The organism is Rhizobium sp. SAFR-030, assembly GCF_059415005.1.
This window is the reverse complement of sequence record NZ_JBPFDO010000001.1, coordinates 624407-645673: the sequence shown is the minus strand read 5'-3', so window position 1 is coordinate 645673 and position 21267 is coordinate 624407. Positions and strand designations below refer to the sequence as shown.

Below are 21267 nucleotides of genomic sequence, written 5' to 3'. Positions count from 1 at the left end.
TCAGGGTCTCATCATGTTCAGATCGATTGTCTTCTCCGCCGTCGTGGTGGGGATCGTAACGGGCATTGCCGTTTCGCTGATGCAGATGGTCGGCACGACGCCGCTCATCCTGGCGGCCGAGACCTACGAGAACGCAGCACCCGCAGCGTCCCAACCTGAAGCTCATGACCACGCCGCCGGCACTGCGCCGCACGATCATGCGGCTGTGGCGCCCGCCCACGATCACGATGCCGGCGCTGCCGGGCATGATCACGGTGACGGCTGGGCACCTGCCGACGGTTTCGAGCGCACCGCCTTTACGCTGGCCGCCAACGTCCTCACCGGCATCGGTTATGCCCTGGTATTGACGGCGGTGCTGTCGGTTGCCGGCCAGCTCGGATTCGGCTCGGCGATCGGCTGGCGCTCCGGCCTGTTGTTCGGGCTTGCCGGCTTCGCCTCCGTCATGCTGGCGCCGATGATCGGGCTTCCGCCGGAATTGCCAGGCTCGCCGGCCGGCGAGCTTGCGGCGCGCCAGATCTGGTGGATCTCGACGGCACTCGCCACCGCCGTCGGCATCGGCCTCATCGCCTTCCGTCGCGAGCCCTGGGCGGCTTTGCTGGCCGTGGCACTGATCGCCGCACCGCACGTCATCGGCGCACCGCTGCCGCCGGAGGGTGAGCACGCACTGGCGCCGCTCGGCCTTGAGCGGCGGTTCATCATCGCGGCGACGGTCACCAGCTTCATCTTCTGGGCCTTGCTCGGCGCTCTCAGCGGTGCCTTCCTGAAGCGCTTCGAGACGGCCCGCTGACGATGACCCCTGCAGCGTGGCGGGACGATCTCGACGCGCTGCAGTTCTGCTTGCCCGAGCATGGCGGTGTCTGCGTCGTCCATCGGCTGGCGTTTCGTACTCTCGTGGGCAGCGAGCCTGCCCGCGATACCTGCCTCGGTTTCTTCGCCGCGCACGATGCCGCTTTCCTGTCCGCGGCCCGCCTGAAGATCGCGCGCCAGGCGATCGAGCCCGGCCGCAACCTTCATCTCAACAGCCGCGACATCCGCCGCGCCATCAGTGGCGAAACATCCGGTGGGGCGGGCAGGGTCTGCCGGGTGCTGGGCGGGTGAGGGGCGGTGACCGTTTCGTCGTCAAACGTCGATGTTTGTCACCGTTTGTCTTGGGACGGGATGACCGCTATCGGTCGAAGCGGTTTTTAGCAAGGAGATGGCGCTCCCTTGACGTAGCAGCGGCTACTGGCTACCAAGACCTCGTCGAAAAAGGTGGACCGGCATGGTGAGCCCCGGTCATCCACTCGCTTTTGCTTGTGGCCAGATTTCAGCCCTTGGGCCGCGAACCACGACGGAACCCGGACGCGCTGCGTCCGCTCCGTTGGTGCTGTCCGATTGACACCCCTTCGAAGATTCGCAGCCGTCCTTTTCAATGCGGGCTCAAGCCGCACGACAAGGGCAACACCATGCAGCACGACACCCAGGTTCTCATTATCGGCGGAAGTCTCGTCGGTCTCTCTGCTGCCGCCTTCCTCGCCTGGCGAGGCATCAAGACAATCGTCGTTGAAAGACATCGGGCCAGCGCCCTGCATCCGCGTGCAACCGGGTTTACCCAACACACGCTTGAACACTACCGCGCCATCGCGATTGCCGACCAGATTCCGATGGCCGACCCGAACTTCAGGTTACGCCGCGCGACCGTTCAAAGCCTCGCAGGGAAGGTCCATCACGAAACCCTGTGGACCCCAACCACCATGCCGGTTTCGCCTGATCCAGAACGGACCCTGTCGCCCGCGGGCATGGCGGGGATTGCACAGGACAAGCTCGAACCGATCCTTCGCAACCGTGCTCTCGAGCTCGGTGCGGAACTTCATCTGGGGGTCGAGTTGATGTCGTTTGAACAAACTGATGACGGCGTCACCGTCATGGTGCGCGACCTTGAGACGGCGCGAGAGTATTCACTTTCTGCCGCTTATATGATCGCAGCTGACGGTGGCGATAGCAAAGTCCGCAATGCACTTGGGATAGAACGACACGGTGTTGGCCACATCATGGATATCCGGTCCGTTCTCTTTCATTGCCCAGCGGCCGATCGGTATCTGGAACGCGGCTTCCGGCAGTTCCAAATCCAGCAGGACGGTTTCGAGGCATTTCTCACGACCTACGGCGACAGTCGCTGGGTGCTCATGTTCTATGGCGGCGACGCCAAGCCTTCAGAAGAATATGCGCCTGACATCCGGCGCGCCCTTGGCGTTGACATTCCATTCGAGATCATCACGTCCGGCGTCTGGGAGATGGCGGGGCGGATCGCAGATGTCTATCAAGAAGGCCGTGTTTTTCTGGCGGGGGACGCAGCCCACCAGCTTCCGCCGACACGAGGCGGCTTTGGAGCCAATACGGGTATCGACGACGTCTGGAATCTGGCCTGGAAACTCCAGCTTGTGCTAAATGGGACCTCCAAAGGATCATTGCTCGACAGTTACTCTCCAGAACGACAGCCTGTAGGCTGGCTTCGACATCAGCAGACCTTCGCACGACCCGACTATGCGCGGCATGTTGAACATGTTCTTGAAGAGGAACCGCTTTATGACGACAGGGCGATGGAGCTTGGTCAGCTCCACCGTTCAAACATCATCATCGGTGCGGCAGAAAATCTCCCTCCGGCAGCGCATCCCGATGACTGGAAGGGACAGCCGGGAGCTCGCGCGCCGCATCTCTGGCTCGACAGAGACAGACGCTGCTCGACCATTGATCTGTTTAGCCGGGACTTTACGCTGATCACGGAAAACGAAAATTGGATAGCAGAGGCGCAGGCAGTAAACCGGAAGGTCTCCCTCCCGGTGAAAGTCATCAAAGTTGGAGAACATATTGTCATCGATGATGATAATAGCTTCGCAGAGGCCTTCGGCACAGGGCCTGATGGAGCCTCTCTCGTTCGACCGGACGGCGTTGTTTGTTGGCGAACCTCGTTGTCACCGGACCTTGCCACGGACGCACTGTTCGAAGTTATTCAGCAAGTTGCTAGCTTGGAGTAATTGCGGTTGCGGACATGGCAAGCGATGCCAGTTCAACATGCCATGTCCACTCCTGGCGCTTGGCCGACCCTCTGATGCCGCCGTCTGCCGCCGAGCTGGCTGGAAAGAGCCTGAACGAATGGGCCGACGAGGTTTCGGGCAAGGCGGCATCCAGACAGGGTCGAGCGCGCGAGCCCCTCAACGGGCGAATGCGTCACCCGATCGCCTGCAGGAAGCGCATGCCGGTGACCGGTCGCGGAACGAAGTCCATCTGCTCGTAGAAACGGTGGGCGGCGAAATTGCCGGTCGCGGCGCTGACCGAGAGGTAGTCGCAGCCTTGCGCGCGGGCGTTGTCGCGGGCACGCGTCACCAGATGCTGGCCGATGCCATGGCCGCGATGGCCGTCGCGCACGAAGAGGTGGTGAAGGTCCATTCCGCGCTTGCCTTCCTGCGCCCTGTAGAGCGGCACGAGAATGGCGTAGCCGATCAGCATCTCGCCGCCGTCGGCCACCAGCGCCTGGATCCACGGCATCGGCCCGAACAGGTCGCGTTCCAGTGTCTCGGCGGTCATTGCGGCGGCGTCGCCGTGATGGGCGGCAAGCGCTGCGATCATCTCGCTGAGCTGCGGCAGGTCCCGCGGTCTGGCACTGCGGATATTCACGACATCCGGGCGGAGAAGGGAGATTTCGCTGTCTTCGGTCATTGCGGCATCCTCTGGTTCTGTGGTGCCGTCAGGTGCCGTTTGAAACAACAAAGCCGCCTGACGGCGGCTTGTTGACAAAGTGATCTGTCGAGCCGCCCGTTACCGGTAGGCCCAAAAATACGTGGCGGAGATGGGTGCGCGTACGATCATCATGTCGGTATGGATGCGCCGGTTGCAGAGCGATGTCAAGGGCAATGCATCGGGCGCAAGATCTGCGGCTTCGGCTTCTCAGGGGAGCTGGCTATGCTAGACTGTGATCCGCAGGAGGCTGTCATGGGCAAGACCCGAAGCATCAACGTCGAGCTCTCAACCGAGGTCATTCAGGTTCTGGAGAGCCGTGTGGCGAGCGGCGAGTATCCGTCCACCGCAGCAGCGATTGAGGCGGCCGTCCGCTTGCTTGTGCAGGAGGACGGGGACGCTGATCTGCAAGCATGGATCGAAACCGACATCGTCGAGCGAATGGCCGACGTCGAGCGGGGCGACCCCTTGCGTCCGGCGGACCGCGTATTCTCGGATCTACAAGCTCGGCATTTGAAAACAAGAACTAAAGCGGGATGAGACACCGGCTCGTCTTCCATGACGAAGCGGCGCGCGAACTTAATGACCTGTACGACTACATCGCGCAGCGCGCCAACCCAGACATCGCCTGGCACTACGTCCAAGCCATTCGCCTGTTCCTCGAAGAGCTTTCGGACTTTCCCGAACGTGGGACGGTTCGCACTGCACCGATCGCTGGGCTGCGGATCATCGGTTTTCGCCGGCGCCTGGGCATTGCTTTCATCGTTCGCGACGAGAACCTCATCGTGCTGGGCATTTTTCACGCCGGCCGGAACATGCGACGCAGGGTCTTAGCGGAGCGCGCGCGCAGCATGGAATGACGGGCGCCAGGATAGCGCCAACCTGAAGCAAGATCGGGCCAGGCCCTGAACCTCAGTGCTCGTGTTCGCAGAGCCCATGGTCGGAGAGTGCCCGGATCACATAGCAATCCTCGACCGTATGGCCGCCGCAGTGCGAGACGATGCGTTCCAGTTCGCTTTCCAGGCGCTTCAGCTTGTCGATCTTCTCGCGCACCTGAACCAGATGCGCGAATGCGATCTGGTCGGCATCCTCGCAGGGTGCCTGGGGATGATTGCCAAGCGCCAGCAACTGCCGGATGCGGTCGATCTCGAAGCCGAGGTCCCGCGCATGGCGGATGAAGGCCAGGCGCTCGATGTCCGGCCGCCCATAGCGCCGCTGGTTGCCCTCGGACCGTTCGCCGGGCGTCATCAGCCCCATCTGCTCGTAATAGCGGATGGTCGGCACCTTGACGCCAGTGCGCCGCGAAACCTCGCCGATCGAATACATGCGGCAGCCTTTCCAAAGCTCTAGTCGATGGAGCATTATGTGGTGGTTTTTGCTGCCGCGCGCAAGCAGGGTCTGCAGGAGAGGTGCCGTGGTCGCCTCGGCGACGGCTTGATTTTGCCGCTCACCGAGATAGGGTGGGGGAGTATAGTATCGGAACAGTCATGAGCCACACGATCCGCGACAGCGACAAGCTTCTCGCCCGCGTCCGGCGCCTGAAGGGCCAGATGCAGGCGGTCGAGCGGGCGCTGGAGGCTGGCACGCCGTGCGGTGAAGTCCTGCAGCTTCTGGCGTCCATCCGTGGTGCTCTGTCGGGGCTCACGGGCGAAGTCATGCAGGCGCATCTGCACGAGCATGTTCTGCACGCCGAAAGCGATGCGGAGCGCGAGAAGGCGGCCGAGGAACTGGCGGCGGCGCTGCGCACCTATATCCGCTGACGGTGGGTAAGGCGCCGGGCAGCGATGTCTGCGGGCGCCGGTGAGGACATCAAGAGAAAGGAAATCCGCCATGATCGAGGCGCACGATAATCGCAGTCATGACCACGTCTTCCTGGGCCAAAACCACCGGCGCAACGAGCGCAAGGTCTGGGCGGTGATTGCTCTCACCACGGCGACGATGGTGGCCGAGATCGTCGCCGGCAGCGTCTACGGCTCGATGGCGCTGCTGGCCGATGGCTGGCACATGTCCACCCACGCCGGCGCCATGCTGATTGCCGCCGGCGCCTACTGGTATGCGCGGCGCGAGGCCCGCAACGCCCGCTTCACCTTCGGGACCGGCAAACTCGGCGATCTGGCCGGCTTTGCCAGCGCCGTAGCGTTGGCCATCGTTGCGCTGCTGATTGCCGTGGAAAGCCTGCTGCGGCTGGCATTGCCAACTGCGATCGAGTTCGACCAGGCAATCCTCGTTGCGGTTCTGGGACTGGCGGTCAACATCTTCAGCGCCTTCCTGCTGCGCGACGAGCCGCACGGCCATGGCCATGGCGATAGTCATAATCATACTCAGGGTCACGACCACGGCCATCATCACGACACGCATCACGGCGGGCACCACGGCGGGCACCACGGAGCGCATCACGACCAGCATCATCGGCATGGCGCCGATCACAATCTGCGGGCCGCCTACCTGCACGTGCTGGCCGACGCTCTGACCTCGGTTCTGGCAATCTTCGCGCTGCTGCTTGGCCGTGCCTATGGCTGGATATGGCTTGATCCGGCAATGGGGATCGTCGGCGGCCTGGTCATAGCCCGCTGGTCGTGGGGGTTGATCCGGCAGACTTCGGGGGTGCTTCTTGACACGGTGCCGGAGGATGGAGCGCTTGCCGACACCATACGCCGGCGCGTCGAGCAGGCAGGCGACCGGCTGACCGATCTGCACGTCTGGCGGGTCGGCCCGGGGCACAATGCGGCGATCCTGTCGATCGTCTCGAACGATCCACGGGACCCATCCACCTACAAGGCAAGGCTTGCGGGCCTGGAGCAGCTTTCACATGTGACGGTGGAGGTGACGCGCGCAGCCTGAAGCGATGCGGCAGGAATGGCGGGGCGTCGAAAGCGCCGCGGCCGATGTCAGAATTCCGAGTAGACGTCCTCGACATGCGCGACCGAGGGCGCCGGCGTCGCGACGATCGGAGCGCGTTCGCTGTCTGCTGTCTCGCGGCGACCATCGCCGACCATCCACAAGGCGTTGGCTAGGGAAGAGGACAAAAAGGTGCTGCTGCCGGTAATGGCGGAGGCGGAACGCTTGCGGGTCTCGGCTTCCCGCGGCGCATTTTCCTCGGCCTTGCGGTCGACGATCTGTGGTCTCGGGGAATAACCGTAGCCACTCAATCCACTGTCAATTTGCATGGTGATCGGCTCTTGGTTGAAGGTTGTTAACCAACCCTTAACCATCGAAGCTTGCGCCAGGCTTGCGTCACTGCCCTTTTGCAGGGGGCAGGACGTTGACAGGCCGAGAGGAATGCGGGGTGAACCTCAGTGCTTCGACGGGGTCACGCCGTTGTCGGGGCGCACCTGCGAAGCGGGTCGCTTGAGGCGACTGAGGCGGCGGTCGCGTTCGGCCTCGGCTTCGGCTGCAGGTTGTCGAGCGTGCTGTCGAACATGACGACCCGGTTGCGCCCTGCGGCCTTGGCCGCATACAGTGCGATGTCGGCGGCACGAACCGCGTCCTCAAGCGAACTGGATCCCGGCTCAGCGAGGAAGACACCGCCGGAAAACGTCAGGGATGTATCACCGACGCCGTTGATAGGCCTGCCGGCCAGCCACGCCTGCCAGCCGCCAATGCGCGCCAGCACCGCCTCCCGGTCGAGCGCCGGAAGGACCGCCAGGAACTCCTCACCACCCCAGCGGAAGATGAGGTCGTTGTCGCCCAGTCCGGATTTCAGCACCTCGGCGAAGGTCCGCAGCACATCATCGCCGGTCTGGTGGCCGAAGCGATCGTTGAAGCTCTTGAAGTGATCGATGTCGAGGACCGCGATGGCGATGGGGCCGCGCGCGGCGGCATCGGCGAGCAGTTCGGGGAGGAGCGCCTGCGCATGGCGCCGGTTGAACAGTCCCGTCAGATGATCGCGCAATGCCTCTTCCCGCAAAAGCCCCTGCAGTCGCAGGTTCTCCGCAAGGCGGGCCTCCAGGTCCTGGGAAAGCGCAGCCATCCGGAATTCGTCGGCCTTGCGCAACGTGATGTCGCGCATCACGATCATCTGCCCGCCGGTGCGCCTCCAGCGGATCAGCGAGTGGCAGGAGATCTCGTAGGTGCGCCCGGTGGCAGCAAGCCGCGTTTCCCGGCGATGACCATTGGCCGGAGATTCCTGCGCGACCACCGCCACAAGTTCCGGCGGGCCGGCCAGAAGGCGACCGATGGCGGGCGACGGCATGTCCGGCAGCGACTGCGCTGCGGGATTGAGCTCGAGGATGCGGCGGCGCGCGTCGAGTACGATGACCGGATCCGGCAGGACGGAAAAGATGGCATCCCGGCCGATCGGCGGCAGCACGAAGAGCTGTCCGAACAACTGGGCACCCAGCATGAAGGCGCCGGTTGCCGCGAAGACGAAGGGGGTCGGATCGTCGTTGAACAGCATGAAGCCGTAGGCGGTATAGCTGACATTCGCCATCCACGGCAGGACGGCAGAGGCGAGAAGGGCCCACATCTGCCACCGATGAATGCCGCGCAACCGGACGCTGATGGCCAGGCCGTAGACGCAGGAAAGCACCATCGCGGAGTTGCCGAGGATCAGCGCGACGGTGTACAGCCAGCCGTACTCGAACGACAGCGTCGTCTCGTCGAGCAGCCGGATGTAGAGGGCGTTGTGCCACTCGTTGGTTACGGCGAGGATGCCGAAGGCGGCCGAGATGGCGCCGATCGACACCAGTTGCCAGGGTCGTTCGACCTCGGCCCCGCGTGCGTAGGTGATGAAGCTCAGCGACCAGAAGAGCGGCGTTCCCATGATCCCGAACCAGGCGAACTTGCAGGCGATGATGCGCAGCTCGAGATCGGTGACGCTGTGGCGGAAGAGGACGCATCCGGTCCAGAACAGGGCAAGCAGGACGGAGAGCGTGAAGGAGGTTCGGCCGGGGGCGTTGGGTGCACGAAGCGCGCAGAATATGATCAGCGCCGCCAGAACGACGATCGTGCCGAGAAGCCAGACCGAATTCCCCAAGTCGCACTCTCCACGACGTTTACCCAGGTGATCCGTGAGTGGGATGACCAGGCTCCAGCCGCAGACTAATGGCGATGTGTTAACGTTGCGTTCACCGTGTTTGCATCAGTTGGCGAAACGCAACGCCTAAGCCGGCGGCCCGGCGAGCGCCATGCCGCCGGGCAAATTCCGGATGCTGCCGAACGACGATCATACGGGAACTTGTAGCTCCCATATGATCCGACTTTCACTCAGCAAGCCGGCCGGCCTTACATCTTGCCGGCGACCTTGATAGCGAAGGCGTATTCGAAGGCAATCTCCTCAAGCCGCTGGAAGCGCCCGGATTTGCCGCCGTGACCGGCCGCCATGTTGGTCTTCAAGAGGTAGGGCCCGGCCTCCGGTGCCGTATCGCGCAGGCGAGCCACCCACTTGGTGGGCTCCCAGTAGGTAACCCGCGGATCGGTGAGACCGGAGATAGCCAGGATCGGCGGGTAGTCCTTTTTCGCGACGTTGTCGTAAGGAGAATAGGCGGCAATCCACTGGTATTCCTCCTCGGATTCCAGCGGATTTCCCCATTCCGGCCATTCCGGCGGCGTCAGCGGCAGCGTGTCGTCGAGCATCGTGTTCAACACGTCGACGAAGGGGACGGCGGCGATGATGCCGGCAAATTTCTCCGGCGCCATGTTGGCGATCGCCCCCATCAGCATGCCGCCGGCCGAGCCGCCCTCGGCGATGATGTTCTCGTAGGCGGTGAAGCCTTCCGAGACCAGGTGATCGGCAGCGGCGATGAAATCCTTGAAGGTGTTCTGCTTGGCTTCCATCTTGCCGTCTTCGTACCAGGCAAAGCCCTTGTCCTTGCCGCCGCGCACATGGGCGATGGCATAGACGAAGCCGCGATCGGCAAGCGACAGGGCATTGGTGGAGAACGACGCCGGAATGGTCATGCCGTAGGCGCCGTATCCGTAGAGCAGGCACGGGGCCGATCCGTCGAGCACAGTGTCCTTGGCGTAGAGCAGCGAGACCGGCACGAGTTCGCCGTCATGCGACGGCGCCATGACGCGGCGGGTCACATAGTCGTCGGCATCGTGGCCGGACGGCACTTCCTGCGTCTTCAACAGCGTGCGCTCGCGGGTCGCCATGTTGTAGTCGAACAGCTGGGAGGGCGTCGTCATCGACGAATAGGAGAAGCGGATCACGTCCGTGTCGTATTCGGCAGCGCCGGCGAGCCCGAGCGAATAGGCCTCCTCATCGAAGGCGATCGCATGTTCCTCGCCGGACGTGCGGTCGCGCACCACGATGCGCGGCAGGCCCTCGCGGCGCTCGAGCCAGACAAGATGGCGGGCGAACGCCATGTGGCTGAGGATCAGCCGGCCCGGTTCGTGGGCGACGAGGTCCGTCCAGTTTTCCTTGCCCGGTGCCGAGACCGGCGCCACGACGATCTTGAAATCCTTGGCATCGTCGGCATTGGTGAGGATGTAGAAGACGTCGCCGCCTTCGGTCATCGAATACTCGATGCCTTCCTGACGCTCGGCCACCAGCACCGGGTTCGCCGTCAGGTCGCTCGTCGGGATCAGGTGATATTCCGAGGTCTCGTGGTCGTGGATGTCGATGTAGATGAAATCGTCGAGCAGCGAGCCGCCGACGCCCATGAAGAAGCCCGGATCCTTTTCCTCGAACACCAGCCGGTCTTCCGACTGCTTCTGCCCGACGATGTGGTGAAAGACCTTCGACGGACGATGGTTCTCGTCCTGCAGCGTATAGAAGAAGCTCTTGCCGTCCGGCGCCCAGACGCCGCCGCCGGCGGTGTTGTCGATGACGTCGGCCAGATCCTCGCCGGTCTTCAGGTCGCGCACCCGCAGGGTGAAATATTCGGAACCCTTGTCGTCGTAGCCCCAGATGCCGTGGCTATGGTCGGTCGAGTGGTCGATGCCCGAGAGACGGAAGTAATCCTTTCCGACAGCCTCCTTGTCGCCGTCGAGCAGAAGCTGACGGTCGCCGCCGTCGCGCGGCGTGCGGAAATAATGCGCCTGCTCGCCGCCGGTCACATAGAGCGTGCCATAGGCGAACGGCCCGTCCTTCACCGGCACCGAGCTGTCGTCTTCCTTGATGCGGCCCTTCATCTCGGCAAACAGTCGGCTCTGCAGTTCTGCCGTATCGCCGAGTGCGGCTTGCATATAGACGTTCTCGGCTTCCAGATGAGCGCGGATCGCCGGATCAAGAATGGACGGGTCCTTGAACATCGCCTGCCAGTTGTCGGCGCGCATCCACGCATAGTCGTCGCTACGGGTGATCCCGTGGCGGGTGTCGCTGACCGGCTTCTTGGGCGCTTTCGGCGGGGAGGGGAGGTTCTGGAAGACGGCTTTGGACTTGGCCAATGGAGAACTCCGGCATCGAATGAAACGAATGTCAGAGATAGGCGGCGGGCTGCCGAAGAGCAAGCCTAGGCGGAGAAGCCGTTACTTCTTCCGCGGCTTCTGGCCTGGCAATACGCCGTCCCGCCAGCTTCCGAACAGTACCACGGCAACAGCAAGCGATACCCCGAATACGGGCAGCAGAAGCAAAACGATCTCGTTCGTTGTCATTGCTTGAGGCCTTTCAGGATCCAACCACCACACAAATGTAAGGCTGCACCGAGGAAAAAGCAAACAAGCATAGGAATGACAACGCGGAGCATGTCGGTTTCAGAGGCAGGGTCATCGTAGACAAGCCGCGTCACCGGCGTGAAGACACCGATCAGCATCACACCCATGCCGATGCCGTTGAGGAAGGCCGCTCTGAGCTTGATCTGCTCCTTGCGGGCGTCAGAGAGAGCGCCTGTCAGCGGCGGACCGTCATCATCGAGCGTCATGTCGGAACCCTCACCGTCGGTCTGCGCAACGACACCGCCTGTCGATAGCTGATCACATTTATCCTAATTCGCGCTCTGGTGGGTGGTCATTCGGCTACACCTCTCCTAGTTTCCGCCCCGTCCGAGCAAATTGGATGGAAGCGACATGAAAGACACCACCTATGCCGCCGCGGTCGCACTCGCGATCGTGTCGGCCTTTCCGGCCCATGCTCTCGATAGCAACATCGTCCGGCAGCTGGATGCGCTCACGCCGGAAGAGCGCCGCGAGCAGCGCTGCGACATGGAAGCGGCAAACCGCATCTCCCGGGAAGCCGCCGGCTACAAGCCGGACAAGGTCATCGCCTACACGTTCGGCGATCCGATCGAGATCGGCAACAAGATCAAGGCGCCTGGCGCGGTCTTCCGCTCCGGCGGCGACTGGTACCGGCTGAAGTTCAAGTGCGAGACGGCCGAGGATGGCCTGAAGGTGCTGTCGTTCGACTACAAGGTCGGCAGCAAGATCCCGCGCGAAGAGTGGCAGGAATACTACCTCTACGAATGAGAAGTCCGGTGCCTCAGCCGGGAAGCTGGGGCACCGTCTTGCGCTCGGGGAACAGTTCGTGGACGATCGTCATGACGATCAGCGACAGCGGCAAGGCCAGCATTGCGCCGACCGCTCCCCACATCCAGGTCCAGAACAGGATGGCGACGAAGACGAGGAACGGGTTGATTTCCCACTGACGCCCCATGACCGCCGGAAACAGCAGGTTTTCCATGATCAGGTGGACGGTGAAGAAGACGGCTGCCGGCAGCAGCGCCAGCAGCAGGCTGTCGTGGGTGACGATGCCGGCTACGGCCACCGCAAAGGTCATCAGCGTGATACCGAGATACGGCACGAAGCTCGACAGGAAGGCGAAGATCCCCCACAGGATCGGCATAGACAGCCCGCCTGCATAGGCGATGATTGTCATCACCACGCCAAGCCCCATGTAGATGACGCTGGCGGTGGCGAAGTAGTAGCCGAGCACTTCTTCAATGGCGTTGATGATACGGATCGTCAGCAGCCGCTGGCGACGCGTCGGGAACGCCATGATCAGCGTGCGGCGAAGCCGCAGCCGGCCATAGAGGAAGAGCAGCAGACCGGCAAAGAAGATCAGCGCCTGGATGATCGCCGGCGTCAGGCTGGCGGAAATCACGCCGAGGATGTTGCCGCTGTTCTCGATCAGCTTGTCCATCGACATGGTGCCGCTGCTGAAGGTGGACGGCGTGATGTTGAGCCACGCATTGCGCTCCAGGAACGGCTTCATCCTGCCCATCATCTGCTCGACCAGCGTCGGTCCCGTGCTGATCAGCGTGGCGACAGGCTCGGCCAGCGCATTGACGATCAGAAACACCGACAGCATCACCAGGCTCGACAGGATCAGCGCGATGCCGAAACGGGGAATGCCCCATTCGCCCATGCGCTCGGCAACGATGCCGAGGATCATCCCGACAACGATCGCGAGCACGACCGGCTTGAGGATCAGCGAAAGCTCATGAATGACGGTGAAGCTGATGAACAGGAAGATGCCGATGACCGCCCATGCCTTGGCGACTTCCAGCGCCTCGCGGCCGAGCGGCATCAGCTCGGTTGCATCTGCGGAATACCCGGCGATCTCGTCCTGGCGCGCACCTTCGTGCTCGATCTTCTGGCGTTTGATGCGGTCGTTGCGCCGGCTGACGCCGGCAACGGTTGTGGACATGGCTGAGTACCCCTCGTGAGTCGCCACAACGCACGAGTGCGGTGCCGGTTCCGCCGTCAGATCGCAAGCGTCAGGCCGATGCCCCAGGGGTCGCGGAGCGACCAGCCGGAGGCGCTGCGCGTGGCATCGATTTCCAGCGCCTGCAGGCCGGAAAGCGCCTTGTCGAGCGCCGCCTGATCGGTGAACTTGAGGCGGTAATCGGCCAGTCCGGTCATCCCCTCGGTGCGGCTGCGTGCGCCGCGGCTGTTCCAGATGTTGGCGGCGATATGGTGGTGGTAGCCGCCGGTTGCAAAGAAGCTGGCGCCCGGGTAGCGGGCCATCACCTTGAGGCCGAGAACGTCGCGGTAGAATGCGTCCGCCTGCGGAATGTCGCCCACCTGCAGATGGATGTGGCCGATTGCCGTTCCCTCGGGCATGCCGGCCCAGGCACCCTTGGGCGCTGCCTCATAGACGGACTGGAGATCGAGCCGCTCGGTCGCCATCTGAACCGTACCGTCGGCAAACATCGTCCATTCGCCCGGTGCCCGGTCGCGGTAGATCTCGATGCCGTTGCCTTCAGGATCGGAGAGGTAGAGAGCTTCGCTCACCAGATGGTCGGAGGCGCCTTCCAGGCTGACGTTGCGCGCCGCCGCGTGCGCGAGCCAACTGCCGAGCGCTGCGCGGTCGGGCACCAGGAACGCCGTGTGGAAGAGCCCCGCGGCATTGCGCGGTGCACGCACGACGGCGATGTCCGTGGAAAGCGTCAGCAGGGGCACGCCGGCGACGCCCAGGACGTGACCGCTCGCCCACTGCTCGATCGGCCGCAACCCGATGATGTCCTGATAGAAGCCGGACACACGGGAAAGGTCGGCCACCACCAGATGCGCCGTGTCGACATGCGCCGGACGCGTCAGCGCAAACGGCGTTGCGACGGGATTTACGGTTGCCGCTTCCTGCATGACGGTGTCTTCCTGTTCCGATCTGAATGATGACGTCGTTATGCGCGCATGCGCGTGTTCAAGAAAGATGTCGTTCTGGCGAAACTTCGTTCACTAAAACAGAACAGCGGGTGGCTCTTGCTTTTGATCCTGCGCAAGGCGAGGCTTGCGCGGATCGCCCATGCTTGCCCGTATCATCCCCTGAGGGTTCGAGGAGCAGATCATGTACAAGTCCATCGTCGTCGCCGTCGACATTGCCCGGATCGACAAGGCCGAGCGTATTCTCGGACGGGCGCGTGCCCTCATCGACAGCGGCGGGCGGATCACGCTCGTCAACGTCGTCGAGGAACTGCCGACCTACCTGTCGATCGATCTGCCGACCGACCTTCTGATGCAGGGGCGGGCGGAGAGTGAGACGCGGCTGCGCGACCTGCGCGACCGGCTGCAGGCCGATGCCGCCATCGACATCCGCATCGGCTCTCCGGCGCACGAAATCCTCGCCAGCGCCGCCGCCAACCAGGCCGACCTGATCATCATCGCCTCGCACATGCCGGATTTCTCCAACTACCTCCTCGGCGCGACGGCCGATCGCGTCGTGCGGCACGCCAAGTGCTCGGTGCTGGTCGATCGATAGACCGCGAAGAAGGAGCCGCCGGAGCAGCGTCAACTGCAGCGCGTCTCGCCCTTCCTGACCGGATGCTGAACGGCGGGCAGGTGGGGAAGCAAAAGCGATGACCGTTCATTACCGAATGTGATCGACACGGCCGGTTGCTTCTTCCGTCGCCCCTCTGCATTTTAGGAGCGACGGAGAGATTTTTGCATGACTGAACTGTTCCGCTTCGGCCGGACCTATGATTTTCACGAGCTCGTTGCCGATGGCATCGTGCACGGCATCGGCATTGCGCTGGCGCTGATCGGCGCCACGGCGCTGATCTTCTACGCGAGCCTCTGGGCAAGCCCGACGGAACTCGTCGCCGCCTGGATCTACGGCATTGGCCTGATCGCCTGCCTATCGGTATCCTTCACCTACAACATGTGGCCGAACTCGCGCACCAAGTGGGTGCTGCGGCGGTTCGACCATTCGGCCATCTTCGTTTTGATCGCCGCCACCTACACGCCGTTCCTGCAGCGCGGCGCCGACGAGCCGCTGATCTTCTCGATGCTGATCTTCGTCTGGGCCACGGCAATCTTCGGCATCACGCTGAAATGCGCCTTTCCCGGACGCTTCGACCGCCTGACGATCCTGCTCTATCTCGGCATGGGCTGGAGCGGCGTGGTGGTCGTCCCGCATCTGTCGCAGCTGCTGCCGTCGATCACCCTCTGGCTGATCGTCATCGGTGGCATCATCTATTCGCTCGGCGTGATCTTCCATGTCTGGGAGCGACTGAGGTTCCAGAACGCCATCTGGCACGCCTTCGTCATTGCCGCCGCGGCCGTGCATTATTCGGCCGTCATGACCTGCTTCAGCCTGTCGCCTTCGGCGGCCTGAACCGGGCGCGGCGCGCGCGCCTCGACAATTTCGCGGGAACACCCGCAGCCTCCGCCGGTTGGTTGCCTATCGCAAACCATCATGAAGGAGATGCGGATGTCTAGCCTCGCACAGGATTTCGTCGACGCGCTGGCGAAACTGGAACAGAGCGGCGATACCGGAGCGATCCTGGCGCTGTTCGATCAGAATGCCTCGGTGTCCAATCCGGTGGTCGCCGACCAGAAGAACGGCGGCGATGGCGCCGAACGCTTCTGGCGGGATTATCGCGGCAGCTTCGACGAGATCCGGTCGGAATTCCGTCACGTCACCAGCCAGGACGGCACGTCCTTCCTCGAATGGCAGAGCAGCGGCAAGGTCGACGGCAAGCCGTTCAGCTATGACGGTGTTTCGGTGCTGGAGGAGAAGGATGGCCGCATCACCGCCTTCCGCAGCTATTTCGATCCCGCCAAGCTGCCGACCGGGCATGCGGCGTCGGGCGACAAGGCCGGACGCGGCGCCGATGGCCAGGCATCCGAAGCGTCCGGCGGACCGTCGGATGGAAATGCTGGCGCCGGCAGCGATCTCGACCGCGCCCAGGAGGAGCTCGCAGAGCAGCGGGCGCAGGGCGGTTACGCCTGAACCGGCAACTGTTGTCTCATGTTGAAAAACGAAGGCGCGGTCAGCTGAAAGCCAATGCCGCGCCGGCTTCTTCGGGCGTCAGGAAGAAGAAGTAGATCGCCGCCAGGATGATGGCGATCGCGAAGATCGTCCCGACGAAACGGAGCATGTTGCCGCTGGCTTTTTGGTCGGTGTTTTTCATGGCGACGTTAACCGGCCGTGGCGCCGAAAGTTCCGCGGCAGCCCGGAACTGTTGGCCTTTCCGGCTGTTGGTGCCAGCGACCGGAATTGAAAACATGGCGCGCGACATGCCTCCATCCTTCCCCCGCACTTCGGCCCCCGGCAAGAGCCGGACGGGCAGCGATCTTCTCGCGCGCAGCCAGTTGCCGGCCTGGGTGGTTCGCGCGCTGAACGCCAACCGGATCCGGCGCTTCAGTCAACTCGTTGGACGCTCGGACGAGGAACTCCTGGCGCTGTCCGGCGTCGGTCAGAGGGCGGTGGAAATCATCCGCGCCGAGCTTGCCCGCAATGCGCAACGCGCGCTCGATTTGGCGGGCACGGTGCCGCAGCCGGACGTTCATCACGCCCCTTGAGTTCCGGCCGGTATCCGAGCCTTTACCGCCCTCGCGGTGGTCTGCTATGGCAGGCGCCTCGTCAACGACAGCAAAAGACCCTCTCATGACTGGCGCCACCCGCATTCGCGACGCCGTGCAGGCTGACCTCCCGGCCATCCGGGACATCTATAACGACGCGGTGGAGAACACGACCGCCATCTGGAACGACAACCTCGTCGATCTCCAGAATCGGCAGGACTGGTATGCCGCGCGCCGGGCGAGGGGCTTTCCGGTGCTGGTCGCCGAGCGCGACGGCGCGATCGCCGGCTACGCGGCCTATGGCGACTGGCGTGCCTTCCAGGGTTTCCGCCATTCGGTGGAGCATTCGGTCTACGTCCACCGGGATCACCGCGGCGCGGGCATCGGCCTGCAACTGATGCAAGAGCTGGTTCAACGCGCCCGCGATGGCGGCATTCACGTGATGGTCGCCTGCATCGAGGCGGAAAACCGCGGGTCGATCCGCCTGCACGAGAGCCTGGGGTTCCGCACGGTCGGCACGTTCCGCGAAGTCGGCACGAAATTCGGCCGCTGGCTCGATCTCACCTGCATGGAACTGCAGCTCTGACCGATCCTTGCCCGCAGATCATCGGGCGGAGAAACAAAAAAGGTCGGCGCGGAATGACCGCACCGACCCTGGTATGCTTCGCGCTGGCGGCGGTCAGGCCGGTTCGAAAACCATGGCGTGGCCGTTGATGCAGTAGCGCAGGCCGGTTGGCGGCGGGCCGTCCGGAAAGACGTGGCCCAGATGGCCGTCACAGGTGGCGCAGCGGATTTCGGTGCGCACCATGCCATGCGAGGTGTCGCGCAGCTCGCGCACCGCATCCGGGTTGATCGCCTCGAAATAGCTCGGCCAGCCGCAGCCCGAATCGAACTTCATGTCCGACAGGAACAGCGGCGTATCGCAGCCCGCGCAGCGGTAGAGACCGCGATCCTTGCTGTCCCAGTAGGGGCCGGTAAACGGGCGCTCGGTACCGGCCTGTCTCAGGATGCGATACTGGTCGGGCGTCAACTGCTCGCGCCACTCGGCATCACTTCTGTTCACCTTCGACGTGATCGTGTCGGTCATCGCTTGCTCCTCTTGTTTTTCTATAGATAGGAACGCTTCGCGACCTGAAAAACCCTGAGACCTATCGATTTCCAGCGTCAAGGCGTTGAGCCGGCCGGATCGCTGCCGTATGGAAGGGGGGTGGCCGGCGGGTTCACGACGATGCGACGACGGGAGACGTACAGCATGATGCAAAGCGCGGCCAGCGGGTCAGGAAACCGATGATTACCTTGCTTTGCCTGTTCCTGCCCTTCATCGCTGCGATCGCTGCTCCCGCCGCTACGCGCGCCCTCGGCCACCATGCTGCTTGGATCCTGGCGCTGGCCCCGGCTGCCGCTTTTCTGTACTTCGCGGGATATCTGCCGGACATCGCGGCCGGCGAGGTGGTGACCGGCGGATATGCCTGGGTGCCCAGCCTCAACCTGTCCTTCTCCTGGTTCATCGACGGGCTGTCGCTGACCTTCGCGCTGCTGATCACCGGCATCGGCACGCTGATCGTGCTGTATGCCGGCGGCTACATGAAGGGTCATCCGCAGCAGGGACGGTTCTTCTCCTTCATTCTGCTGTTCATGGGGGCGATGCTTGGCCTCGTCCTCTCCGACAGCTTTCTGATGCTGTTCGTCTACTGGGAGCTGACGTCGATCACCTCCTTCCTGCTGATCGGCTTCGACCACGAGCGCCCTGCGGCGCGACGGGCAGCCCTGCAGGCGCTGGTGATTACCGGCGGCGGCGGCCTCTGCCTGCTCGCCGGCCTCGTCTTCCTGTGGAATATCAGCGGCGTCACGCAGCTGTCGCTGCTCGTCCATCTGGGCGATGGCCTGCGCCAGAGCCCCTTCTATCTGGCGACGCTCCTGCTGGTGCTCGGCGGCTGCTTCACCAAGTCGGCGCAGTTCCCGTTCCACGCCTGGCTGCCGAATGCCATGGAGGCGCCGACCCCGGTGTCCGCCTATCTGCATTCCGCGACCATGGTGAAGGCCGGCGTCTACCTGTTGATGCGGCTGTCGCCGATGCTTGGCGGCACCCCCGCCTGGGAAATCCTCCTGCCGTTCTTCGGCGGCGTGACGCTGATTGCCGGCGCCTGCCTTGCCCTCCGGCAGACCGACCTGAAGCTGATGCTGGCCTATACGACGATGGCATCGCTCGGCCTGATGGTGATGCTGACCGGTTTCGGCTCGGAGCACGCAGTGCCGGCGGCGGTGCTCTATCTGGTCGCGCACTCGCTGTTCAAGGGCGCCCTGTTCATGGTGGCCGGACTTGTCGACCACGAGGCGGGCACCCGTGACATCACCCGGCTCGGTGGCCTGAGGCGCGCCATGCCGCTGACCTTTGCCGCCGCGCTCCTGGCGGCCCTGTCGATGGCCGGTCTGCCGCTGTTCTTCGGCTTCCTCGCCAAGGAGGAGATCTACTATGCGCTCGCCGCCGGCGACCTGCGCTCCATCCTGTTCACCTGTGTCGCGGTGATCGGCAATGCGCTGATGTTCGCCGTCGCCTTCGCGGTCGCGCTGAAACCCTTCCTCGGGCCGCCGGTCGAGACGCCGAAGCATGCCCATGAGGGGCCGATCCTGTTGTGGCTAGGCCCGGTAGTGCTCGCGGTTCTCGGCCTCGCAGCCGGTCTCTTCTCCTCTGTCGCCCACCGCTACGTGTCGTCGCCGATGACGAGCGCGATCCGCGACACGCAGACCGAGGTGACGATCTCGACCATTCCGCATCTTGGCCTGCCGCTTCTGTTGTCGGTGATAACCGTGGCGCTCGGCGCGCTCATCTATCTGCAGCTGTCGCGCGTCCGGGCGATGATGGTGCGCGTTGTCGACGGGGCGGGTCCGGGGCCTGACCGTGCCTTCGACGGCCTGGTCTCCGGCCTGGTGCGGCTGTCGGTCGCGGTGACGCGCTTCGTCCAGCCCGGCCGGCTGGAGGTCTACGTCACCGTCACCTTCATCCTGCTGGCGCTGACACTGCTGGTGCCGCCGGTCGTCTGGGGCGAGTTGCCCGACATGCCCACCTGGCCATCGGACGTGATGATCCACGAATACGCCTTCCTGGCGCTGGCGCTGACCGGCGTGGGCGCCGTCCTCTGGGCCAAGAACCGGTTGACCGCCATCGTGTCGCTCGGCATCCAGGGCTTTGCCGTCGCCGTCATCTTCCTGCTGTTCGGGGCGCCCGACCTGTCGTTCACCCAGTTCATGGTGGAAACCCTGTCGGTGGTCATCCTGGCGCTGGTGATGACCAGGCTTCGGCTCCTGCCGTCGGACCACCGGCCGCTCGGCCAGATGCTCGGTGATGCGGCGATTGCGCTCGCTTGCGGTACAGGCTTTGCGCTGCTGCTGCTCAAATCCACGCAAGGCGTCTTCGACAACCGCCTGACGGACTTCTTCAACGCCTATTCGAAGGTGATCGCCCACGGCGCCAACGTCGTCAACGTGATCATCGTCGACTTCCGCGGCACAGATACGCTGGGCGAGATTGCCGTGGTGATGATCACCGGCCTGTCGATCCTGGCGCTGATCAGGCTGCGCTCGACCGGTGCGGCGAGACCCGCCGACAATGATCCGGACGGAGGTGCCAGCCGATGAACACGCTGATCTTCCGCACCGTCGCGCCGTTCCTCACCGCGCTGATGATCATCTTTTCGATCTACGTGTTGCTGCGCGGCCATAACGAGCCGGGCGGCGGCTTCATCGGCGGGCTGATCGCCGCCTCGGCGCTCGCCATCTACGGCATCGCCTACGGCGTCGCTGCCGTGCGCCGCGCGATCGTCTTCCACCCGATGTCGATTGCCGGCGCGGGGCTGCTGCTGGGCGTCCTGTCGGGCTTCGTCTCGGTATTCGCCGGCGTGCCGTACATGACCGGGCTGTGGATCTATCCGCATCTGTTCGGCGTCGAGATCCCGCTGGCAACCGTGATGTCCTTCGATATCGGCGTCTATCTGGTCGTCGTCGGCTCGATCACCTCGATCGCGCTGGCGCTCGAGGAAAGGGGAGAGGACTGATGGAAACGCTTCTCGCCATTCTGGTCGGCGCATTTTTCGCCGCTGCCGTCTACCTGATGCTGTCAAAGCACTCGGTGCGCATGCTGCTCGGCGTGGCGATCCTCGGCAACGCGGTCAACCTGCTGATCTTCACCGCCGGGAGGCTCACCCGCGAGGTGCCGCCGATCATCGGCGTCGGCGCCGACGTGCTGTCCTCGGATGCCGCCAATCCGCTGCCTCAGGCGCTGATCCTGACGGCGATCGTCATTTCCTTCTCGTTCTTCGCCTTCCTCCTGGTGCTGACCTATCGCGGCTTCCAGGAACTCGGCACCGACAATACCGACGAGATGCGGCTTGCCGAACCCAAGGATGAACCCATGCCGCCACTCGGCTACTGAGAGAG

General features: G+C 63.6%; 26 protein-coding genes. 16 read left to right on the top strand and 10 right to left on the bottom strand.

All coding sequences use genetic code 11. The features are described from left to right. The first annotated feature begins 13 nt into the window (after nucleotides 1-13). From ACR65N_RS03360 to ACR65N_RS03350, 3 genes are all read left to right on the top strand, one after another. Complete coding sequence (locus tag ACR65N_RS03360) at nucleotides 14-787, top strand: CbtA family protein (protein ID WP_440455725.1); 774 nt, start codon at nucleotides 14-16, stop codon at nucleotides 785-787. Nucleotides 788-789: 2 nt separating this feature from the next. Beyond that, nucleotides 790-1098 carry a hypothetical protein gene (locus ACR65N_RS03355; protein WP_440455724.1) on the top strand — a complete coding sequence of 103 codons (309 nt, stop codon included), beginning with the start codon at nucleotides 790-792 and terminating at the stop codon, nucleotides 1096-1098. Between the two features lie 347 nt (nucleotides 1099-1445). Next, on the top strand, nucleotides 1446-3014 hold the full coding sequence (locus ACR65N_RS03350; protein ID WP_440455723.1) for an FAD-dependent monooxygenase: 1569 nt from the start codon (nucleotides 1446-1448) through the stop codon (nucleotides 3012-3014). 193 nt (nucleotides 3015-3207) lie between these two features. Here the strand turns inward: ACR65N_RS03350 and ACR65N_RS03345 are convergent, their stop codons facing one another. Further along, nucleotides 3208-3774: a GNAT family N-acetyltransferase gene (locus tag ACR65N_RS03345; RefSeq protein ID WP_440455722.1), complete on the bottom strand. Its 567-nt coding sequence runs from the start codon at nucleotides 3772-3774 to the stop codon at nucleotides 3208-3210. Nucleotides 3775-3969: 195 nt separating this feature from the next. Here ACR65N_RS03345 and ACR65N_RS03340 point away from each other — a divergent pair, with 195 nt between their 5' ends. Further along, nucleotides 3970-4254 carry a ribbon-helix-helix domain-containing protein gene (locus ACR65N_RS03340; RefSeq protein ID WP_440455721.1) on the top strand — a complete coding sequence of 95 codons (285 nt, stop codon included), beginning with the start codon at nucleotides 3970-3972 and terminating at the stop codon, nucleotides 4252-4254. Then, a complete protein-coding gene (locus tag ACR65N_RS03335) occupies nucleotides 4251-4574 on the top strand; it encodes a type II toxin-antitoxin system RelE/ParE family toxin (protein ID WP_440455720.1) in 324 nt (107 codons plus the stop codon). The genes ACR65N_RS03340 and ACR65N_RS03335 overlap by 4 nt, the downstream gene beginning before the upstream one ends. Before the next feature lie 52 nt (nucleotides 4575-4626). Here the strand turns inward: ACR65N_RS03335 and ACR65N_RS03330 are convergent, their stop codons facing one another. Beyond that, the gene (locus ACR65N_RS03330; RefSeq protein WP_430305541.1) at nucleotides 4627-5040 is read right to left on the bottom strand and encodes a MerR family transcriptional regulator; all 414 of its coding nucleotides are present in this window, start codon (nucleotides 5038-5040) and stop codon (nucleotides 4627-4629) included. Nucleotides 5041-5201: 161 nt separating this feature from the next. Between ACR65N_RS03330 and dmeR the strand changes: the two genes are divergently transcribed. Then, nucleotides 5202-5474, top strand: a complete 273-nt coding sequence (gene dmeR / locus ACR65N_RS03325) for a Ni(II)/Co(II)-sensing transcriptional repressor DmeR (protein ID WP_440455719.1) — start codon at nucleotides 5202-5204, stop codon at nucleotides 5472-5474. A 70-nt stretch (nucleotides 5475-5544) separates the two neighbouring features. Beyond that, nucleotides 5545-6555 (top strand): CDF family Co(II)/Ni(II) efflux transporter DmeF, encoded by a 1011-nt coding sequence (dmeF, locus tag ACR65N_RS03320; RefSeq protein WP_440455718.1) that lies wholly within the window; start codon nucleotides 5545-5547, stop codon nucleotides 6553-6555. Between the two features lie 47 nt (nucleotides 6556-6602). On the opposite strand, the gene ACR65N_RS03315 is transcribed toward dmeF, so the two are convergent. The 4 genes from ACR65N_RS03315 to ACR65N_RS03300 form a co-directional block, all read right to left on the bottom strand. Further along, nucleotides 6603-6926, bottom strand: coding sequence for a hypothetical protein (locus ACR65N_RS03315; RefSeq protein WP_440455717.1), 324 nt, complete (start codon nucleotides 6924-6926; stop codon nucleotides 6603-6605). Nucleotides 6927-7024: 98 nt separating this feature from the next. Next, the gene (locus tag ACR65N_RS03310) at nucleotides 7025-8689 is read right to left on the bottom strand and encodes a histidine kinase N-terminal 7TM domain-containing diguanylate cyclase (protein WP_440455716.1); all 1665 of its coding nucleotides are present in this window, start codon (nucleotides 8687-8689) and stop codon (nucleotides 7025-7027) included. Between the two features lie 248 nt (nucleotides 8690-8937). Then, entirely contained in the window at nucleotides 8938-11043 is a 2106-nt protein-coding gene (locus ACR65N_RS03305; RefSeq protein ID WP_440455715.1) for a S9 family peptidase, read from the bottom strand. 203 nt (nucleotides 11044-11246) lie between these two features. After that, nucleotides 11247-11516, bottom strand: coding sequence for a hypothetical protein (locus tag ACR65N_RS03300; protein ID WP_440455714.1), 270 nt, complete (start codon nucleotides 11514-11516; stop codon nucleotides 11247-11249). A 145-nt stretch (nucleotides 11517-11661) separates the two neighbouring features. Here ACR65N_RS03300 and ACR65N_RS03295 point away from each other — a divergent pair, with 145 nt between their 5' ends. After that, nucleotides 11662-12057 carry a DUF930 domain-containing protein gene (locus ACR65N_RS03295; RefSeq protein WP_440455713.1) on the top strand — a complete coding sequence of 132 codons (396 nt, stop codon included), beginning with the start codon at nucleotides 11662-11664 and terminating at the stop codon, nucleotides 12055-12057. Nucleotides 12058-12070: 13 nt separating this feature from the next. On the opposite strand, the gene ACR65N_RS03290 is transcribed toward ACR65N_RS03295, so the two are convergent. Together ACR65N_RS03290 and ACR65N_RS03285 are read right to left on the bottom strand one after the other, a co-directional pair. Beyond that, the gene (locus ACR65N_RS03290; protein WP_430305533.1) at nucleotides 12071-13237 is read right to left on the bottom strand and encodes an AI-2E family transporter; all 1167 of its coding nucleotides are present in this window, start codon (nucleotides 13235-13237) and stop codon (nucleotides 12071-12073) included. Nucleotides 13238-13293: 56 nt separating this feature from the next. Next, nucleotides 13294-14175 (bottom strand): VOC family protein, encoded by an 882-nt coding sequence (locus ACR65N_RS03285; protein WP_430305532.1) that lies wholly within the window; start codon nucleotides 14173-14175, stop codon nucleotides 13294-13296. A 202-nt stretch (nucleotides 14176-14377) separates the two neighbouring features. On the opposite strand from ACR65N_RS03285, the gene ACR65N_RS03280 reads away from it, so the two are divergent. The 3 genes from ACR65N_RS03280 (at nucleotide 14378) to ACR65N_RS03270 (ending at nucleotide 16261) form a co-directional block, all read left to right on the top strand. After that, nucleotides 14378-14788, top strand: a complete 411-nt coding sequence (locus tag ACR65N_RS03280; RefSeq protein ID WP_430305531.1) for a universal stress protein — start codon at nucleotides 14378-14380, stop codon at nucleotides 14786-14788. 186 nt (nucleotides 14789-14974) lie between these two features. Then, nucleotides 14975-15643, top strand: coding sequence for a PAQR family membrane homeostasis protein TrhA (gene trhA, locus ACR65N_RS03275; RefSeq protein ID WP_430305530.1), 669 nt, complete (start codon nucleotides 14975-14977; stop codon nucleotides 15641-15643). Nucleotides 15644-15739: 96 nt separating this feature from the next. Continuing rightward, on the top strand, nucleotides 15740-16261 hold the full coding sequence (locus ACR65N_RS03270) for a nuclear transport factor 2 family protein (RefSeq protein ID WP_440455712.1): 522 nt from the start codon (nucleotides 15740-15742) through the stop codon (nucleotides 16259-16261). A 40-nt stretch (nucleotides 16262-16301) separates the two neighbouring features. Here ACR65N_RS03270 and ACR65N_RS03265 read toward each other — a convergent pair whose 3' ends face one another. After that, on the bottom strand, nucleotides 16302-16550 hold the full coding sequence (locus tag ACR65N_RS03265) for a hypothetical protein (protein WP_440455711.1): 249 nt from the start codon (nucleotides 16548-16550) through the stop codon (nucleotides 16302-16304). Here ACR65N_RS03265 and ACR65N_RS03260 point away from each other — a divergent pair. Next, nucleotides 16537-16833 (top strand): hypothetical protein, encoded by a 297-nt coding sequence (locus ACR65N_RS03260; protein ID WP_440455710.1) that lies wholly within the window; start codon nucleotides 16537-16539, stop codon nucleotides 16831-16833. The genes ACR65N_RS03265 and ACR65N_RS03260 overlap by 14 nt on opposite strands. Nucleotides 16834-16918: 85 nt before the next feature. Next, on the top strand, nucleotides 16919-17419 hold the full coding sequence (locus ACR65N_RS03255) for a GNAT family N-acetyltransferase (RefSeq protein WP_440455709.1): 501 nt from the start codon (nucleotides 16919-16921) through the stop codon (nucleotides 17417-17419). A gap of 93 nt (nucleotides 17420-17512) precedes the next feature. Here ACR65N_RS03255 and msrB read toward each other — a convergent pair whose 3' ends face one another. Continuing rightward, the gene (msrB, locus tag ACR65N_RS03250) at nucleotides 17513-17920 is read right to left on the bottom strand and encodes a peptide-methionine (R)-S-oxide reductase MsrB (protein WP_430305525.1); all 408 of its coding nucleotides are present in this window, start codon (nucleotides 17918-17920) and stop codon (nucleotides 17513-17515) included. Between the two features lie 200 nt (nucleotides 17921-18120). On the opposite strand from msrB, the gene ACR65N_RS03245 reads away from it, so the two are divergent. Genes ACR65N_RS03245 through ACR65N_RS03235 form a run of 3 tightly spaced genes read left to right on the top strand, consistent with a single transcriptional unit; the run spans nucleotide 18121 to nucleotide 21262 of the window. Further along, nucleotides 18121-20469: a putative monovalent cation/H+ antiporter subunit A gene (locus ACR65N_RS03245; RefSeq protein WP_440455708.1), complete on the top strand. Its 2349-nt coding sequence runs from the start codon at nucleotides 18121-18123 to the stop codon at nucleotides 20467-20469. Continuing rightward, entirely contained in the window at nucleotides 20466-20885 is a 420-nt protein-coding gene (locus tag ACR65N_RS03240) for a Na(+)/H(+) antiporter subunit B (RefSeq protein WP_430305523.1), read from the top strand. Before ACR65N_RS03245 ends, ACR65N_RS03240 begins: the two co-directional genes overlap by 4 nt. Continuing rightward, nucleotides 20885-21262: a Na+/H+ antiporter subunit C gene (locus tag ACR65N_RS03235; RefSeq protein WP_430305522.1), complete on the top strand. Its 378-nt coding sequence runs from the start codon at nucleotides 20885-20887 to the stop codon at nucleotides 21260-21262. The genes ACR65N_RS03240 and ACR65N_RS03235 overlap by 1 nt, the downstream gene beginning before the upstream one ends. Nucleotides 21263-21267 lie beyond the last annotated feature (5 nt).

What these genes read in the sequence shown, in the direction of transcription:
- ACR65N_RS03350 (WP_440455723.1), top strand. Translation starts at nt 1,446, where the DNA reads ATGCAGCACGACACCCAGGTTCTCATTATCGGCGGAAGTCTCGTCGGT.
- ACR65N_RS03355 (WP_440455724.1), top strand. Translation starts at nt 790, where the DNA reads ATGACCCCTGCAGCGTGGCGGGACGATCTCGACGCGCTGCAGTTCTGC.
- ACR65N_RS03340 (WP_440455721.1), top strand. Translation starts at nt 3,970, where the DNA reads ATGGGCAAGACCCGAAGCATCAACGTCGAGCTCTCAACCGAGGTCATT.
- trhA (WP_430305530.1), top strand. Translation starts at nt 14,975, where the DNA reads ATGACTGAACTGTTCCGCTTCGGCCGGACCTATGATTTTCACGAGCTC.
- dmeR (WP_440455719.1), top strand. Translation starts at nt 5,202, where the DNA reads ATGAGCCACACGATCCGCGACAGCGACAAGCTTCTCGCCCGCGTCCGG.
- ACR65N_RS03235 (WP_430305522.1), top strand. Translation starts at nt 20,885, where the DNA reads ATGGAAACGCTTCTCGCCATTCTGGTCGGCGCATTTTTCGCCGCTGCC.
- ACR65N_RS03290 (WP_430305533.1), bottom strand. Translation starts at nt 13,237, where the DNA reads ATGTCCACAACCGTTGCCGGCGTCAGCCGGCGCAACGACCGCATCAAA.
- ACR65N_RS03330 (WP_430305541.1), bottom strand. Translation starts at nt 5,040, where the DNA reads ATGTATTCGATCGGCGAGGTTTCGCGGCGCACTGGCGTCAAGGTGCCG.
- ACR65N_RS03300 (WP_440455714.1), bottom strand. Translation starts at nt 11,516, where the DNA reads ATGACGCTCGATGATGACGGTCCGCCGCTGACAGGCGCTCTCTCTGAC.
- ACR65N_RS03260 (WP_440455710.1), top strand. Translation starts at nt 16,537, where the DNA reads ATGGCGCGCGACATGCCTCCATCCTTCCCCCGCACTTCGGCCCCCGGC.
- ACR65N_RS03315 (WP_440455717.1), bottom strand. Translation starts at nt 6,926, where the DNA reads ATGGTTAAGGGTTGGTTAACAACCTTCAACCAAGAGCCGATCACCATG.
- ACR65N_RS03295 (WP_440455713.1), top strand. Translation starts at nt 11,662, where the DNA reads ATGAAAGACACCACCTATGCCGCCGCGGTCGCACTCGCGATCGTGTCG.
- dmeF (WP_440455718.1), top strand. Translation starts at nt 5,545, where the DNA reads ATGATCGAGGCGCACGATAATCGCAGTCATGACCACGTCTTCCTGGGC.
- ACR65N_RS03270 (WP_440455712.1), top strand. Translation starts at nt 15,740, where the DNA reads ATGTCTAGCCTCGCACAGGATTTCGTCGACGCGCTGGCGAAACTGGAA.
- ACR65N_RS03360 (WP_440455725.1), top strand. Translation starts at nt 14, where the DNA reads ATGTTCAGATCGATTGTCTTCTCCGCCGTCGTGGTGGGGATCGTAACG.
- ACR65N_RS03285 (WP_430305532.1), bottom strand. Translation starts at nt 14,175, where the DNA reads ATGCAGGAAGCGGCAACCGTAAATCCCGTCGCAACGCCGTTTGCGCTG.
- ACR65N_RS03255 (WP_440455709.1), top strand. Translation starts at nt 16,919, where the DNA reads ATGACTGGCGCCACCCGCATTCGCGACGCCGTGCAGGCTGACCTCCCG.
- msrB (WP_430305525.1), bottom strand. Translation starts at nt 17,920, where the DNA reads ATGACCGACACGATCACGTCGAAGGTGAACAGAAGTGATGCCGAGTGG.
- ACR65N_RS03240 (WP_430305523.1), top strand. Translation starts at nt 20,466, where the DNA reads ATGAACACGCTGATCTTCCGCACCGTCGCGCCGTTCCTCACCGCGCTG.
- ACR65N_RS03245 (WP_440455708.1), top strand. Translation starts at nt 18,121, where the DNA reads ATGATTACCTTGCTTTGCCTGTTCCTGCCCTTCATCGCTGCGATCGCT.
- ACR65N_RS03335 (WP_440455720.1), top strand. Translation starts at nt 4,251, where the DNA reads ATGAGACACCGGCTCGTCTTCCATGACGAAGCGGCGCGCGAACTTAAT.
- ACR65N_RS03265 (WP_440455711.1), bottom strand. Translation starts at nt 16,550, where the DNA reads ATGTCGCGCGCCATGTTTTCAATTCCGGTCGCTGGCACCAACAGCCGG.
- ACR65N_RS03280 (WP_430305531.1), top strand. Translation starts at nt 14,378, where the DNA reads ATGTACAAGTCCATCGTCGTCGCCGTCGACATTGCCCGGATCGACAAG.